The organism is Rhodonellum sp. (assembly GCF_030656585.1).
Taxonomy (GTDB): Bacteria; Bacteroidota; Bacteroidia; order Cytophagales; family Cyclobacteriaceae; genus Rhodonellum; species Rhodonellum psychrophilum.
The window spans coordinates 125,200-141,489 of record NZ_JAUSPP010000042.1 but is presented as its reverse complement, the minus strand read 5'-3'; the positions used below and the strand labels follow the sequence as shown (position 1 = coordinate 141,489).

General features: G+C 40.3%; 17 protein-coding genes. 13 read left to right on the top strand and 4 right to left on the bottom strand.

Annotated elements, in window-relative coordinates; translation table 11 throughout:
- From Q7J63_RS11370 to mgrA, 4 genes are all read left to right on the top strand, one after another.
- The coding region (locus tag Q7J63_RS11370; protein WP_304886214.1) for a topoisomerase C-terminal repeat-containing protein at window positions 1-1,202 on the top strand (1,202 nt) is incomplete at its 5' end.
- A 226-nt stretch (window positions 1,203-1,428) separates the two neighbouring features.
- A complete protein-coding gene (locus Q7J63_RS11365; protein ID WP_304886212.1) occupies window positions 1,429-2,121 on the top strand; it encodes an NAD-dependent deacylase in 693 nt (230 codons plus the stop codon).
- A gap of 102 nt (window positions 2,122-2,223) precedes the next feature.
- Complete coding sequence (locus tag Q7J63_RS11360) at window positions 2,224-3,555, top strand: YfcC family protein (RefSeq protein ID WP_304886210.1); 1,332 nt, start codon at window positions 2,224-2,226, stop codon at window positions 3,553-3,555.
- Window positions 3,556-3,633: 78 nt separating this feature from the next.
- On the top strand, window positions 3,634-4,653 hold the full coding sequence (gene mgrA / locus Q7J63_RS11355; RefSeq protein ID WP_304886208.1) for an L-glyceraldehyde 3-phosphate reductase: 1,020 nt from the start codon (window positions 3,634-3,636) through the stop codon (window positions 4,651-4,653).
- Window positions 4,654-4,732: 79 nt separating this feature from the next.
- Here mgrA and Q7J63_RS11350 read toward each other — a convergent pair whose 3' ends face one another.
- Window positions 4,733-5,524, bottom strand: coding sequence for a hypothetical protein (locus Q7J63_RS11350; protein WP_304886206.1), 792 nt, complete (start codon window positions 5,522-5,524; stop codon window positions 4,733-4,735).
- A 228-nt stretch (window positions 5,525-5,752) separates the two neighbouring features.
- Between Q7J63_RS11350 and Q7J63_RS11345 the strand changes: the two genes are divergently transcribed.
- Window positions 5,753-6,877, top strand: a complete 1,125-nt coding sequence (locus Q7J63_RS11345; RefSeq protein ID WP_304886205.1) for a histidinol-phosphate transaminase — start codon at window positions 5,753-5,755, stop codon at window positions 6,875-6,877.
- Window positions 6,878-6,931: 54 nt separating this feature from the next.
- Entirely contained in the window at window positions 6,932-7,450 is a 519-nt protein-coding gene (locus Q7J63_RS11340) for a GNAT family N-acetyltransferase (protein WP_304886204.1), read from the top strand.
- A gap of 106 nt (window positions 7,451-7,556) precedes the next feature.
- Here Q7J63_RS11340 and Q7J63_RS11335 read toward each other — a convergent pair whose 3' ends face one another.
- Window positions 7,557-8,897 carry a Gfo/Idh/MocA family protein gene (locus Q7J63_RS11335; RefSeq protein WP_304886202.1) on the bottom strand — a complete coding sequence of 447 codons (1,341 nt, stop codon included), beginning with the start codon at window positions 8,895-8,897 and terminating at the stop codon, window positions 7,557-7,559.
- A gap of 279 nt (window positions 8,898-9,176) precedes the next feature.
- Between Q7J63_RS11335 and Q7J63_RS11330 the strand changes: the two genes are divergently transcribed.
- Together Q7J63_RS11330 and Q7J63_RS11325 are read left to right on the top strand one after the other, a co-directional pair.
- Window positions 9,177-9,725, top strand: coding sequence for a ferritin (locus Q7J63_RS11330; protein WP_019598719.1), 549 nt, complete (start codon window positions 9,177-9,179; stop codon window positions 9,723-9,725).
- Between the two features lie 204 nt (window positions 9,726-9,929).
- Window positions 9,930-10,499, top strand: coding sequence for a hypothetical protein (locus Q7J63_RS11325; RefSeq protein ID WP_304886200.1), 570 nt, complete (start codon window positions 9,930-9,932; stop codon window positions 10,497-10,499).
- A 399-nt stretch (window positions 10,500-10,898) separates the two neighbouring features.
- On the opposite strand, the gene Q7J63_RS11320 is transcribed toward Q7J63_RS11325, so the two are convergent.
- Window positions 10,899-11,837, bottom strand: a complete 939-nt coding sequence (locus Q7J63_RS11320; RefSeq protein WP_304886216.1) for a succinylglutamate desuccinylase/aspartoacylase family protein — start codon at window positions 11,835-11,837, stop codon at window positions 10,899-10,901.
- 87 nt (window positions 11,838-11,924) lie between these two features.
- Here Q7J63_RS11320 and murB point away from each other — a divergent pair, with 87 nt between their 5' ends.
- Entirely contained in the window at window positions 11,925-12,938 is a 1,014-nt protein-coding gene (gene murB / locus Q7J63_RS11315) for a UDP-N-acetylmuramate dehydrogenase (protein ID WP_304886198.1), read from the top strand.
- Here murB and Q7J63_RS11310 read toward each other — a convergent pair.
- Window positions 12,935-13,417, bottom strand: coding sequence for a dCMP deaminase family protein (locus tag Q7J63_RS11310; protein ID WP_019598723.1), 483 nt, complete (start codon window positions 13,415-13,417; stop codon window positions 12,935-12,937). The two genes, murB and Q7J63_RS11310, sit on opposite strands and share 4 nt — an antisense overlap.
- Window positions 13,418-13,652: 235 nt before the next feature.
- Here Q7J63_RS11310 and Q7J63_RS11305 point away from each other — a divergent pair, with 235 nt between their 5' ends.
- From Q7J63_RS11305 to Q7J63_RS11290, 4 genes are all read left to right on the top strand, one after another.
- Window positions 13,653-13,934, top strand: a complete 282-nt coding sequence (locus Q7J63_RS11305) for a YidH family protein (RefSeq protein WP_019598724.1) — start codon at window positions 13,653-13,655, stop codon at window positions 13,932-13,934.
- Between the two features lie 139 nt (window positions 13,935-14,073).
- Window positions 14,074-15,063: a TerC family protein gene (locus Q7J63_RS11300; protein ID WP_304886195.1), complete on the top strand. Its 990-nt coding sequence runs from the start codon at window positions 14,074-14,076 to the stop codon at window positions 15,061-15,063.
- Between the two features lie 44 nt (window positions 15,064-15,107).
- Entirely contained in the window at window positions 15,108-15,317 is a 210-nt protein-coding gene (locus Q7J63_RS11295) for a hypothetical protein (protein WP_304886193.1), read from the top strand.
- Between the two features lie 77 nt (window positions 15,318-15,394).
- Window positions 15,395-16,282 carry a Ppx/GppA phosphatase family protein gene (locus tag Q7J63_RS11290; protein WP_304886191.1) on the top strand — a complete coding sequence of 296 codons (888 nt, stop codon included), beginning with the start codon at window positions 15,395-15,397 and terminating at the stop codon, window positions 16,280-16,282.
- Window positions 16,283-16,290: the final 8 nt, after the last annotated feature.

Below are 16,290 nucleotides of genomic sequence, written 5' to 3'. Positions count from 1 at the left end.
CCATTGGGATTTCAACCATTCCCCAAACCCTATCTGCAAGTGGGGAAGTCATCAAATTCGAGGGTTTTTTGAAGGTGTATATCGAAAGTACGGATGATGAACCAGAGGATGAGGAAAACGGAAACAAGGGATTGCTTCCTCCGTTGACTATAGGTCAAATGTTGGACTTGATCGAGATGAAGGCCAAGGAAACTTTCACCAGACCTGCCCCGAGATATACTGAGGCATCTTTGGTGAAAAAACTGGAAGAAATGGGCATAGGAAGACCTTCTACCTATGCACCAACCATTTCCACCATTCAAAAAAGAGATTACGTAGTCAAAGAGTCCAGGGACGGTAAAGACAGAAAATACGTGGAGATGAAAATTGTCGATGGACAATTCAACAAAGAATCCAAAACTGAAATTGCGGGAGCGGATAAGAATAAATTGTTTCCCACCAACGTGGCCATGGTGGTCAATGATTTCCTTGTGGAGCATTTCCCCAATGTGATTGACTTTACTTTCACTGCCCGAGTGGAGAAAGAATTTGATCAGATCGCACAGGGAACCCAAAATTGGGAAGATATGCTCGAAAATTTCTACGGAAAATTCCATGCAAGGGTAGAAGAAACAGCAAATGTCTCCCGCGCAGATGTGAACAGCTCCAGGGAATTGGGAATTGATCCCAAGACCAATAAACCCGTTATCGTCAGATTGGGAAAATTTGGTCCTTTGGTTCAGATCGGAGATCAGGAAGACGAGGAGAAGAAATTTGCAAGTCTTAAAAAAGGACAGTTTATAGAAAATATCACCATGGAGGATGCCATGGAGTTATTCAAACTGCCAAGGGAAGTCGGACTTTTTGAAGAAAAAAGTATAGTCGCAGCTCTTGGTCGATTTGGACCTTACATCAAACACGATGATAAATTTGTGTCATTGGGTAAGGAACAGGATCCCTTAAGTATCACAGAAGAAGAAGCCATTCAACTGATCAAGGATAAGAGAGAGGCGGATGAAAAGAAGTATATCAAAGCTTTTGATGAAAACCCAGAAATCCAACTTTTAAACGGACGTTGGGGGCCTTACATTAAATTCGGTAAAAACAATTTCAAGATTCCAAAAGACAAAATCGCAGAAGACTTAACGTATGCGGAGACATTGGAAATCATTGAAAATCAACCCGAAAAGAAAAGAGGTAAATTCACTAAAAAGAAAGCCTAATCAGAAGCCAGAGATCAATTCTCTGGCTTTTTTTATGCTGTGAAACCAATATATTATACGCAAAACCAAAATTCGAAAAGATAAGCAAACGTTTTCTTATCCAAAGACCTATCAATGCTTCCAATGTCCAATCATACAATATGATGTATTCAAATTTTTGGGTAATCAAGCGTTGGATTTGAAATAATGGGTGATTGCATTTAAATTACCTTCTTATTAGACTTGGATGAAAAAACTAGTTGTATTGACAGGAGCGGGAATTTCTGCAGAGAGTGGAATTCGTACTTTTAGAGACAGTGATGGACTTTGGGAAGGACATGATGTGATGGAAGTTGCATCACCTGAGGGTTGGAGGAAAAACAAAACCTTGGTTTTGGATTTTTATAACCAAAGAAGGAAGCAAGCATTGGCGGTAAAACCCAATGCCGGGCATTTGGAATTGGCTAGATTGGAAAAATACTTTGATGTCAGCATCGTGACCCAAAATGTAGACAACCTCCATGAGCGGGCTGGGTCAAGTAAGGTCATCCACCTTCACGGTGAATTGTTTAAATCACAAAGCACTTTAGACCCTTCCCTAGTTTATGAAATGACTTCATGGGAAATCAAATTAGGTGATACCTGTAAAAAAGGAAGTCAATTAAGACCATTTATTGTGTGGTTCGGAGAAATGGTCCCCATGATGGATAAAGCGATAGAAATTTGCAGCAATGCGGATATCTTTGCGGTCGTAGGGACTTCACTTATGGTCTATCCTGCTGCCGGATTATTGCAATACGCCCCAAAAGAAATCCCAAAATACATCGTGGATGTATCCATTCCAGCTACTGGAGGGATTGAAAACCTCCATGCAATCCAAGCTCCCGCTACCATTGGTGTTGCCCAAATGGCTAAAGAAATTCTTTCCCAATTCACCTAAAATATCTGATAGGAGTAAAATGGGATTGATTCCCTTTCATGCCATTCTTTGACAAAAACCCTTCACCATTTTAAGCCAATCACCCCAAATCTAACCTCTTTTATGAAAATCGCTTTTCCCCATCCTATGATCATTATGCTGGCCTTTGTTGGCTTGGCCACTATTATGACTTATTTGATTCCTGCCGGATTGTTTGACAGGAAATTGGATGAAAGTACGGGAAGGGAGGTCGTGATTCAGGGCAGTTATAAAACGATTGAAAATCGGCCTGTCAGCATCGGCAATATGTTCCTGAGTGTTCCCCAGGGAATCGTTGAAGGCGCTGAAGTGGTGGTTTTGATTTTGATCATTGGTGGTGCCTTCTATGTTGTGGACAAAACCGGGGCATTCCAATCTGGCCTGGAAAGCCTAATTCATAAATTCAAAAATGCCAAGGCCTTTTTGTTGGTCATTGTGGGGCTCCTATTTGCCACTGCAGGAGCATTGAATGGGTTACAGGAAGAGATAATTGCCATGGTCCCCTTGCTGATGTTGTTGAGCAATAAGATTGGTTATAAGAAAACCGCAGTTGTTGCCATCAGTTTGGGTTCTGCCTTGATAGGTGGTTCCTTTGGTCCGACAAATCCATTTTCAGTAATCATTGCCCAGAATATTGCGGAGGTGCCGCTATTCTCGGGAGGTGTTTTTAGGATGGTATTTCTAGGAATCGCCTTGATTTTTTGGATTGTCTATGTGATCCGAACCGGAAAAGACCAAGAGAACCAAGAAGAAATCCATCCTGAAATTCCCGGTAAAATATCCGTTTCCCATACGTTTATTTTACTTTTGGTAGCCTTGACTTTTGTCATCATGATCTATGGACTCACCAATTGGTCTTGGGATTACAATGAGATGTCCGCAATCTTCTTTGCCATGGGTTTGTTGGCTGGAATTATTGGAAAGTTAGGAATAAATGGAACCGCTAAAGCCTATTCAGAAGGATTTTCCGAAATGGTTTTTGCAGGGATCATCGTTGGTTTGGCAAGGAGCATTTACCTCATCCTTCAAGAAGGATTGGTTATCGACACCATTATTTACGCTTTGTTTAATCCTTTGGAAAATCTCCCTCTGGGCTTATCGGCCGTTGGCATGATGCTCTCACAAGCCATATTGCATATACCTGTTCCCAGCACATCTGGCCAAGCTGTCTTGACTATGCCCCTACTGACGCCCATTGCTGACCTGATCGGGATGTCCCGGCAAGTGGTCGTGCTTGCGTATCAGTATGGGGCGGGCATTATGGATTTGGTCACACCGAGCAATGGTGGTTTGATGGCAATACTGGCAGCAGCACGGATTTCATACAAAGAATGGATCCAATATGCATGGAAACCCATATTGGTAGTTTTTATCATTGCAGCCGTTTCTGTTGTTTCAGGTATATTCTTTCTCTAAAAAGATGGAGCCTTGTGAATGAAATTATTATAAGACCAAAAAAATCCAGTTATTTGAATACAACAAACCTAAAAAACCATGCAAATCAACGATCACAATCCTTTACCTCCGTATTTACCCAATCCTTCTCGGTACAGTGAGATGCCTTTCCGAAGATGTGGAAACAGCGGAATATTATTGCCATTGATCTCTCTGGGATTATGGCATAATTTCGGACACAATGCCGACTTCAAAAATGCCAGAACCATCCTTCGAAAAGCCTTTGATTCTGGAATTACACATTTCGATCTTGCCAATAATTACGGACCGCCATTTGGTTCTGCAGAAGAGACTTTTGGACGCATCATGGAGAAGGATTTTGAATCCTACAGAGACGAATTGATTATTTCCACAAAAGCCGGATGGGATATGTGGCCTGGTCCATACGGCAATCATGGATCAAAAAAATACCTGATTGCGTCTCTTGACCAGAGTTTAAAAAGAATGGGTTTGGAGTATGTGGATATATTTTATCACCACAGGCCTGATCCAGATACCCCGATGGAAGAAACCATGGGCGCTTTGGACCAAATCGTAAGACAGGGAAAAGCATTGTATGTGGGCATCTCGCAATACAGCGCTGAGGAAACTTTCAAAGCATCAAAAATCCTCAAGGAATTGGGTACTCCTTGCCTGATCCATCAACCTCGATACAGCATGTTTGACAGATGGGTGGAAAATGGATTGCTTGATGTGATTGAAAAAGAGGGAATCGGATCTATTGCTTTCTCTCCTTTGGAGCAAGGAATGCTCACGGATAAATACATAAAAGGGATACCGGAAGACAGCCGCATTGCCAAAGATGGAAGATACCTGAAAGAAGGAAACATCACCGAAGAGATACTCAAGAAAGTAAAAGCCTTGAATCTGATTGCTTTGGGCCGCGGTCAATCCTTAGCACAGATGGCCATCTCTTGGTTGTTGAAAGACCCGAGAATAACCACTGTTTTGGTTGGTGTAAGCAAACCAGAACAGTTGGAAGACAATATTAAAGCTGTTCAAAATTTTGTTTTTTCAAAGGACGAACTAAATGATATTGAAAAAATTCTTCAGGGTTAATCTGGAATTTATCTAAATCAGAAAAGCCACGGCATTATAAAACTGTGGCTTTTCTGATTCTAAATAAAAATTGCCAGTATTATCTAATCAAGTTCTCCAGCGTGGCGAGATATACCCATTTTTGATCTCTGGATTTCAATCCTTTTTCTTCCGCAGCCCTTTGTTCTGCGGTGGACTCCAAATCCTCAAATTCCTGTGCATTGAAAAACTGCAGATAATCCTTGTATAGATTTATTGTCAAATGTGTCGATTTGGCTTCACTGCCGAAAGGCAGTGCGGTTCGCAATAAGCTCCAGCTTCCCATCAATCCTCTATTGATACGCTTTTGATGAATTGGAAGAAAAACTTCCCTCTCGGCCTTTTCATATTCATCGAAGCGTCCTTCCACCGCCTTCATCAGGTCGAATGAAGCCAAGACACCTTTGCTCATTTTAAAATTATCCTTTGTGGTCGCGATTTCTGCCATGTACGATCGTTGGGCAAGGTCCCTGCTGAGCAATGACCGGCCATACAAATCCCGGATTTGCTTGTCTCCGAGATGTGGATAGGCAATCATGGCATATTTTACCAGATCATCATCAGAAATCCCATTCATCATCGATACTGGATCTTTGTAATATGTGATGGTAATGTATTGAAACTCTCCACTGTCTGCCCCGGATTGCAAAGACCAAAAATCCCAACCGGTAATTTTTTTGTCGTTTACAGCAACTTGATAGACTTTTCCCATAAAGTCCTTGTGCTCAATAAAATCATACATTTGACCAGTCTCCACCTTGATGAATTCAATGACCAAATATCGTGGTTCTTGAGCCTGAGCCCAACTGAGCATGAACAACACAATAATCAAAGTAATCGATAACTTTTTCATGGCTTATTTTTTCTGGGTCTAAGATTAATAAATAAGTATATCATAAAATTTAAGAATTTAATTTTTAAATTGATAATTATACAGTATTTATTTTGCGATAATTTATTGATTTGACAAAACATGCCGTCAAACCTAGGTTTTTATGGGTTTAAATTCCAAACAGAATAAATTGTTTGGATAGAATTCTTAAACTTATTACCTTTTCTAGGTCAAAATAAACCACAACCTATGACGATTTCAAGAAGACAATGGCTCAAAAATGCCTCGATTACTAGTGGTTTTGCAATGCTTGCTGGAGTTGGAGGGATCTCTGGCCTTTCAGCAGCAGAAAAAAATAAATTTAATCCAAGACCTTTTGATGGACAGATCAGGTTGGGATCCAATGAAAACCCCTACGGGCCTTCACAAAAAGTTAGATTGGCCATGGAAGCTGCTTTCGATCTTGGCTGTCGCTACCCTTGGTCCTACAACGGGGAACTTCAGGAGATGATTGCCAAAAAAGAAGGAGTTCCAGCAGACCACATCGTTTTGGTTGCAGGATCCACTGAAGGATTGAAAATAGCGGGAATCACTTTCGCTGGACCCGGTGATGAGATACTCTCCGGTTTGCCGACATTTTTGTCCATGATGACCTACGCTGAAATTTGGGGTGCGGATATCAATTGGGTCCCTTTGGATAGGGAAATGAATTATGATCTGAATGAAATTGAAAAAAGAGTGAGCGCCAAAACCAAATTGGTCTTCCTATGCAATCCAAATAACCCAACCGGGAAATTGCTCCCTGCCAAGCAGGTGCTGGACTTTTGTGACTCGGTTAGCCAAAAAGCAATTGTATTCAGTGACGAAGCCTATTGTGATTATATTGAAGAGCCCAATTATCCCTCAATGGTACAATTGGTGAAACAAGGCAAAAATGTGATTGTGTCCAAAACTTTGTCCAAGGTTTATGGTTTAGCAGGCATCAGGTTGGGATACTTGGTGGCAAAGCCTGAATTGGCAGCAAAATTATCGGAACGGGTAGTGGCCAATACCAATATCATGGCAATCGAGGCTGGAAAAGCAGCCTTAAAAGATGTGGAATTTTACAATTTTAGCCTTCAAAAAAACAAAGAAGCCAGAAATTTAATCACAAATACACTTGATCAATTGAAACTTGAGCATTTACCATCCCAAGCGAATTTTGTGTTTTTCCATGCAAATAGGGATGTGAAAATACTTGCCAATCAAATGCTTGAAAAAAACATCATTATCGGCAGACCCTTTCCGCCTTTTCAGGATTGGTGCAGGGTAAGTACTGGCACGATAGAAGAAGTACAATTTTTCAACAAAGCACTTTTAGAAATAATGGGCTAGTCCCCTACGACCTTGATAGATTTTAATTTAACTATTGAAAATGATAATGTCCTCTTGCGCCCGCTGGTACAGGAAGATCTTGTTGAACTGCTACCTTTGACAGGCGCACCCAATATGTGGATGTTTTATACCCATGATCTTTCCACCATCACGGGGATAACCGAATGGGCCCAGCCGGCTTTTCGAAAGGAAAGACTACAATTTGTGATCATCGATAAGAACACGGATTTATTGATAGGATCTTCAGCCTTTGGCAATATTTCTTCGAGGGATTCAAGACTGGAAATCGGATGGACATGGCTGGGACAGCAGTTTCAGGGTATCGGAATCAATCACCAAATCAAGCAACTCATGTTGAGCCATTGTTTTGAAGTGTTGGACTTGGAAAGAGTGGAATTCAAAACCGATGTTTTGAATAGACAGGCAAGAAAAGCCCTGCGGAATATCGGAGCCATTGAAGAAGGGGTGCTGAGAAGCCATACGCTGATGACCAAAAACAGAAGGAGAGATACGCTTTATTTCAGTATTTTGAAAAATGAATGGCCACAATTGAAAAGAGAAAATGATTGGTAATCAGGAATATCCGATTTTACGGAAAGTGGATTAAAAAAGCCACCAAATCACGATGCACATACGCATGGGATTTGGTGGTTTTTAGTTAACTCAATCTCTATGAATCTTAAACAACGGGTAGCTTCCAGCCATTTTGGTAATTGGCTTTGATCAGTTCATTGGCTTGAGGATCTGTGAAAAGACCTTTATCGGCATCCCAATATATCTTTTTACCCAATTTATAAGCAATGTTTCCCATTTGCGCATTGATGGCAGCGATACTTCCGGTTTCAATACCACAGGTAAGCAATGAAGCATCATTCTGGGTGATTGCATTTACGAAACCAACGGTATGCAACTCTAGGGCATTCCCATTTGGTCCTCTATGCGGTACCTCCTCAACTTTCGGTGATCTTTGGCCATCTTTTGTCTCGGTTTCAGGAATCACTTTCCATCCTCCCCTATTGACCACCAAAGTCCCATTGTTTCCAATGAATGCAATTCCTTCAGTCGTACCATAATTTCCTCCATCTATACCCGTAGCATGTTCCCAGAGCAAGTTGAATCCTTCAAATTCGTAGACTGTTTGGAGGGTATCTGGTGTTTCGGATGCATCATCTGGATATGCGAGTTTTCCTCCTGAGGCCATGACGGATTTTGGAGCGGTCACTCCCATGGCATAAAGAGCGATATCAATTTCATGGACGCCCCAATCCGTCATCAGCCCACCAGCATAATCCCAAAACCACCTGAAGTTGAAATGAAAACGATTTGGATTGAAAGGTCTTTTTGGTGCAGGTCCCAGCCACATGTCATAATCCACACCTGCTGGTACAGGCCCATCTGGCAAGACAGGTACAGGTTTCATCCATCCTTGATAGGCCCAGCATTTGACCAGTCTGATTTGTCCCAGTTTTCCGGATTTAACATAATCAATGGCTTCGGCATATTGAGAACCACTTCGCTGCCATTGGCCCACTTGGACCATCTTTCCGTAGCGTTGTTGGGCCTTGACCATCAGATTGCATTCTTCAATGGTATTGGCAATGGGCTTTTCCACGTAAACGTGTTTCCCAGCAGACAAACTATCGATCATGTTTAGACAATGCCAATGGTCAGGTGTACCGATGATAATGACGTCTATATCTTTGTCTTCAAGCATTTTCCTGTAATCTGAATATAGTTTTGGCTTTTTGCCTCTCAGCTTGAAAACATCCTCTGCCCTTTGGTTCAAGACGCTCTGATCAATATCCGCAAGCGCCACACAATTTACTTGGGGTATTTTAAGATGGGCGCTCATATCAGACCAACCCATTCCTTTGCAGCCAATCAATCCAAAATTAAGTTGATCGGAAGGCGATATTTTCCTTGCCATTGTGTGCAATTCTTCCGCCGAAACGAAGGTGGGAATACTTAGCCCAGCTGTCGCCAGCAGGCTATTTTGAATAAATCTTCTTCTTGAGTTCATGGTAAAATGATTTGGTTAATGGGTTTGGTTTTTTATTGATTCCACTGGAAATTCAAAATCCCAATATAACCCCTATTTCAGGCAAAATAAATAGAAAAGGAAAATATGAGGGGAATTGAATTCAAATCAAACAGCATGAGTCAATTTGACTCCTGTCCTTGATTTCGGATGGGAGGGATCAAAACTGTATCTTTTGTCTTTACTTAATTCAATTCTAAATTTCAGAAAAACAAAATTTTAATGAAGTGATCGATTTTAAATTTGGTTAAGTTTGTATATATGAAAAAGGATATGAAACCAAAAGAAATAGTAACGCTTAGACGTTCATTATTGCACGATACAGAAAAACTACTGAACCAGCAGATCGAAATGGAGGGACAGTCTTCAGCTTATTATCTTTCAATGGCATCTTGGTGCCACATGATGGGTTATGCAAATGCTGCACAATACCTCTACACCCATGCCGATGAAGAAAGGATGCATATGTTGAAAATCTTTCATTATATCAATGAGGCTGGAGGGCATTCCATTCAACCCGAAATCACAGGGATCCGACAACACTTCAATTCCCTAAGAGAGATTTTTGAGTTGATCTTAGAGCATGAAATCAAGGTGACCAAGTCCATCAACGCCATTGTGGACCATTCTTTTGGTGTGAAGGATTTTGCTACTTTTAGTTTCATGCAATGGTATGTGACCGAACAAAGAGAGGAAGAAACTTTGGCAAGAAGAGCGCTGGAGTTATTTGAAATCATTGGGGAAGAAGGTATTGGCCTTTGGACAATCGATATGGAATTGGGAAAACTTCATGATTCCACCAAGGCTTGATTTTTCAGAAATTTCTTTGAGAATTGAATCTTTTAAAACAGAAAACCGATGGTCCACTCATCGGTTTTCTGTTTTACATACCTCTTGGCAAACGTTCTCCGTTTTTGGGTGGGTATTCAAAAATCTATTTTCTTGATTTTTCAGAAACACCATTCCGAAATTCACGTAAAATCAGCATCTTTCGGGCTAAATCAAATCCATGAAATGAAGATCATTAAAAATATTCTATTGCTTGCCATTCTCTTGATTGTTTTGACATCCTGTAAAGACGATGATCCAAGACCTGATTATTATTACAGATTCAAGGTCAATGGTGTACAAAAAGAATTTAGGGCAAATAAGGATTCTGGTATTGTTTTCCTTGATGCACCCAATAGCATCAACAAAATCATATTTTTCACGATGGTGACCGGGGCTGATCCAGAAAAAAATGCGATCGTAATTTCTCTAAGAAGCACAGAGGAAGCGGAATCCGGTATTGAATACAAAATGCAGGAACCACTCACTGTTAACAATACAATAGTACCCAGAATCAGTATTGTTTATTTTGATGAAAATGGCAAGACCTTTGGGGCCACTTTACTCCAAAGTTTAAATCCCGGAGCACGTGATGACGCTAGATTGAAATTTACTCAAATAACCACCGAAGGCAGTTATGGCGAATTTCAGGCCATTGCTTTCGATATGTCTGCAACGGGTGATTTGGGTTCTCGACAGGAGTTGTTGATTACCGATGGGGAATTTTTCATGCCCAATTTCGTGTCGCTGCTCTAAAAATTCAGCAATATTGAACCAAAATAAACGAGGCGGAATCTGATGGTTCCGCCTCGTTTATTTTACAATACGAATATCCATAATATTTACAGTAACTACCAAATTTCAGAAGTTCCCTGCCAGAAATCCTAATGGAACCCGAAATATGCATTAGATGGCGCTACAACTAAAAGAAAATCAGACTTTTTGGAGAACAATGTATATTCCAAAATGGTGGAGTCAAAAACAGTAAACAACCAACTGATCATTAGGTGATTTCAGAACGGAATAGAATTGGTAATGCATAAAACGGGTTGAAGGATTCTTCCCGAAAGCCATAATGTCTATCAGGGGTATCCCACTCTTTTCATTGAAATATATTTTCCTGGCGCAATATCAGATCACTATATTTAATTGAGATTAAGTCCTTCCTACATGGATCAAAGCGTCCCCTGCATTCACAACCGGATTGTTGTTTAGCCCAACCACAAATCCATTCGTGGTGCTTTTGACCGGTACTTTAACTTGTCCGTATGGATCTGATATTTTTGCCAAAATCTGTCCTTTCCTAACGGCATCCCCCAATTGAATAGAGGAATTAAAAATACCTGATACTTTGGCTCTTATCCAAGAACTTTCCTTGATCACGGTACTTTCTTTTTGAGAGGATTCTCCTTCCATCATTCCAAGATGAACCAAAAGCCTTTTTGTACCCGCAACAGCTTCTTCTACCGCATAGTCATCGAGTCTCATGGATTCTCCACCCTCGTAAACCAAGATATGCTTTCTTCTTTTGTAAGCTTCCTTTCGGAAGGACCTATCGATATGGGGTGCATTCAAGATAAATTGAGATCCAAAAGCATGTGCGAGCTCCATTCCTTTTTTATCCTTGAAATCCACCCTGATTTGCGGGTAATTGGAAAGCATCCTTCCCCCTGTATGAATATCGACGCCATAGTCTATCAAGGGAATGATTTCATTGCTGAGAATAAATGCAATTTGGGATGCCAATGAACCTTTTCTGCTACCCGGAAAAGTTCTATTCAAATCCCTACCATCCGGAAAAGTCCTCGAACTGCTCAAAAATCCATAAATATTGACCAACGGAATAAAAATGAGGGTTCCTTTCAGTGGTGTGAATTGATCTTCTTCCAACATTCGTCTCACTGCTACGATGCCATTGATCTCATCCCCGTGGACTCCGCCAGAAAGAAGAACCACAGGCCCTTCTTCTTTTGCTCTTTTGATAAAAATAGGCAAATCGATCAACGTGTGGGAAGGAAGACGGGCAATCGCAATCGCTATATTCAAAGACTGCCCAGGCCTAATCCTGATGCCATTAATGACCATTTCTACCATAACTTTCCTTATCGCAATTTTACTCAATTGCTATCCTGTTTTCTTATTGTTTAAAATCTTGCTTACTTCGCATTCCATTTCTACGACATGAAGATACAAGAAAACATTTCTTTAAAAGCATTCAATACCTTTGGAATAGACAAAAAAGCCTATTTTTTCGGAATTGCAAAATCCATTGATGATTTGAAAGAAGGTATTCAAAAAGCCAAAGAAAAGGGAATTCCTTTGGTAATTTTGGGAGGGGGAAGCAATATTCTTCTGACAAAAGACCTCAATGCACTGGTTTTGAAAATTGAAATCAAAGGGATTAAATTAATTAAAGAAAGTGAAACTGAAGTCATCGTAGAAGTAGGAGCTGGAGAAGACTGGCATTCTTTGGTCCTTCATTGTATTGCAAAAGGCTGGGGTGGAGTAGAAAATCTATCCCTCATTCCAGGTACAGTGGGTGCCTCCCCTATGCAAAACATCGGCGCTTATGGGGTGGAAATAAAGGATGTTTTTCAGGAATTGAAAGCAATCCACCGAGAAAGTCTGGAAAAAAAAATCTTTCAATGGCAAGATTGTAAGTTTGGGTACAGAGAAAGTGTATTTAAAAACGACTTGAAAGGTCAATTTATCATCACACACGTTGTTTTTAAATTCCAAAAAAAACCAATCTTTCATGTCGAGTACGGCGCAATTGGTAAGACACTTTCAGAAATGGGCATAACGGATCTAAGCTTGGAAGCCATCAGCAATGCAGTGATGCATATCCGAAAAAGTAAACTCCCTGACCCTAAAATAATCGGGAATGCCGGTAGTTTTTTTAAAAATCCAACCATTTCCAAGGTTCAGTTTGAAATAATAAAAAGTAAACACCCCGAAATCCCAGGTTTCCCAACGGAATCGGGTGTCAAAATCCCAGCAGCCTGGTTGATTGAACAAGCAGGTTGGAAAGGAAAAACTTTTGGAAACATTGGCGTCCACAAATTACAACCCTTGGTGTTGGTCAATTATGGTGATGGTGATGGCAAGCAGATAAAGGAATTAAGCCAAAAAATTCAGGATTCCATTCTGGAGAAATTCAACATACTGCTTCAGCCTGAAGTCAATTTTCTTTAAATCAAATTGTCCTCAAATTGGATTTTATTTCCGTATTTGGCCACTTCCACGCCGAATTTGGTCAGGAAATCCAAACCTTCATCCGAAGGCAAACCTTTATATTCTGCATAGGAATACATATAAATCACTTTTACGATCCCAAGGGAGAAAATAATCCGCGCACAAGCCAAACAAGGGGCCAAAGTGACATAAAGGGTAGATCCCTCTACCCCAGTGTTGTTTTTCACTGCGTATAGAATCGCATTTTGTTCTGCATGAAGTGCTAAACTACAACTCCCCTTGCTGTCTCTAGCACAGCCTTTTTCCGCAAATTCTTCATCACAGTTGTGCGTTCCGGAAGGCGGTCCGTTGTATCCAATGGAAATAATCCTGGTTTCTTTTGTCAACACGGCGCCGACATGTTTTTTGATGCAGTGGGATCGTTTGGCAAGGTTAACCGCCAACTCCATGAAAATATCGTCAAAATTAGGTTTGCTCATTGATGCTTATCTTCCTTAGGATTGAAATTTATGTCTAGCCTTTTAACTTTCCGAAAACTCCCTATTCGGAAATTCCATTATTGGAAAAGGAAGGCGGCCTCTTCAGGCCACAAAAGTAATGAAACTCGATATTTAAATGGGATAATTCTAAAAAATTGTATTGGCAGCAGCTTTTTATTCTCTTTTAATTTGTGAAATTTGATCTTTTATTAAATGAACTTTAATTTTGCCAACAATGAACAAAGAGAACTTTTCCGAAGATCAACTTATTGTCAGGGATTTTTTGGCCAGGCAAAGAACAACATTGGCCAATGAGCGAACTTTGCTTTCATATATCCGAACGGCCTTATACTTCCTGGTGAGTGGGACAGCATTGATGGAAGTCAACGTATTGAGTCATATCAGGGAATTGGGATACCTGGGATTTGGGCTAAGCATTTTACTGGTCGTCTTGGGATTTTTCAATTATTTCAAAATAAGAAGATTGCTCCGAAAAGGATTTTACCAAAACATGTAATCCGAAACAATCCTTCGCCCCAAACTTCACAAATTAGCATTGCTTCTCATTGCCATACTCGAAAAATGTTTCCTTTATGGGTTTTGAATAATCGTTTGGAAAGCATTGCAGAACTACAAATTTAAATATCCTATACACATTGAATTATTTACAAGAAGAGGGCTATATCCTTATTGGCTTTGCGATACTTATTTTTGGGCTTTTGGCCGTTGATTTATATGTTTTCAACAAAGAAGCCCACAAAGTTTCGACGAAAGAAGCCCTTATTTGGTCAGTGATTTGGATTGGTCTAGGCGTTCTTTTTGGGGTGTATATTTATATAGATTTTGGGGTTGAAAAGGCTTCTCAGTATTATTCCGCTTTTTTGATTGAAAAAGCCCTGAGCGTTGACAATCTATTTGTCTTCATCCTCGTTTTTAAATATTTTAAAGTCCCTGATAAATTCCAACACAAGGTTCTTTTTTATGGGATTTTAGGCGCGATCATAATGCGCGCGATCTTTATCTTTTCCGGTGTCACCTTGATCGAAAAGACTTACCTGCCTGAATTTTTCTGGATGGAAAGGGCATTCAACATCAATGTCGTCATGACGCTTTTTGGCTTGTTTCTACTGTATGCAGGAATCAAGGCTTGGTCAAGCCACGATTCGGATGGAGATGAAGGGAAAGATTTTTCCAAATCGCTTGGCACACGTTTGATTCATAAATTATTCAGGGTGGATGCCAACTACCACGGCGGGGATTTTTTCACGATAATCAATGGCAAGAAATATGCAACCCAGCTTTTGGTTGTGGTCGCGGTGATAGAGTTTACGGATTTATTGTTTGCTGTTGATTCCATTCCCGCTATTTTTGCCATCTCAAACGACCCAATAATTCTCTACACTTCCAATATATTTGCTATTTTGGGACTCAGGGCACTCTATTTTCTTCTGGCCAATAGTTTTGATATGTTTTATTATCTTCAGCATGGCCTGTCCTTTATCCTGGTTTTCATCGGGATAAAGATGATTGTTTCTTCGACATGGCATATTCCCTCAACCTTTTCACTTCTGATCGTCTTTGGCATTTTAGCGATAAGTATTTTAAGTTCTCTAAAAAGATTTAAGTCAATTGACTCCACAAAATGAAATTTGGCAAGTATCTTGTATCTTGATTTTTAAACCCCACACATATGAAAGCATTAGGAATTATATTGATAGTAGTAGGAATCGCCATGTTCTTCTTTTCCGGATTCAGTTTCAATACCCAAAAGAACATAATAGATGCGGGTCCCATTCAAGTCAACAAGACTGAAAAAAATGTTGTCAATTGGCCAACCTATGCCGGAGGAATCAGCGTGGTTGCTGGTTTGATTATTTTGGTAATGGACAGGAAGAAGTAATTTCCGATGTAAAAGGTCAAACCAATTTTGATTTTTTCGGAAGCATTTAAAATTCGTTCTTATTTAAAAGTAAAGCGTTGAAATTAGCTGCAGTTGACATTGGATCCAATGCGATAAGATTACAGATTACCAATGTGACCCTTTACGAAGGAATGGTCAATTTCAAAAAATTGGAATATCTCCGTTTTCCGCTAAGATTGGGAAAGGATGTTTTTCACGATCAGAAAATCAGTGAAAAAAACCGTCGAAAATTTTTAAAGCTGATGAAGGCTTTCAAACTTTTGATTGATCTCTATGAGGTAGATGATTTTATGGTTGTGGCAACTTCAGCCATGCGGGAATCCTTAAATGGAAAGGAAATCGTGGAAGAAGTCAGGCAGGATGTTGGATTGAAAATCCATGTGATCGATGGAAATCGGGAAGCGGAATTGATCAATTTGGCCCTGTGGAACTTCATCGATGACAAGTCCTATTTGCACATTGATGTAGGAGGCGGAAGCACCGAGTTGAATATCTACTTGAAAAAGGTGAAGGTGGCCTCCAGAAGCTTCAAAATAGGCTCTGTTAGATCCTTGGACGATGACAAAACTCCAGCGACGGTTTGGAAAAGTATGAACAAATTCATTACCGATCACATCTCGAAAAAAGACCTCATTACCTGTATCGGAACTGGTGGCAACATCAACAAAATCTTTGAAATGTCGAAGCCCAGCAAGACTAAGAGATACCTTGATATTGCCAAGATAAAGGAAATTCAACTGTATTTGGAATCTTTTTCCTATGAGGATCGGGTGAACAAATTGAATCTGAATCCTGACAGGGCCGATGTTATCATTCCCGCTTCAAGGATATACCTTGCAGCAATGATTGCGGCGGAATCCAAGAAAATGATCGTGCCGGACGTTGGTCTCAAAGATGGATTGATGAATGTATTGTACGAAAGGAATAAATCAAAAAAGCCCTGAATCCAGGG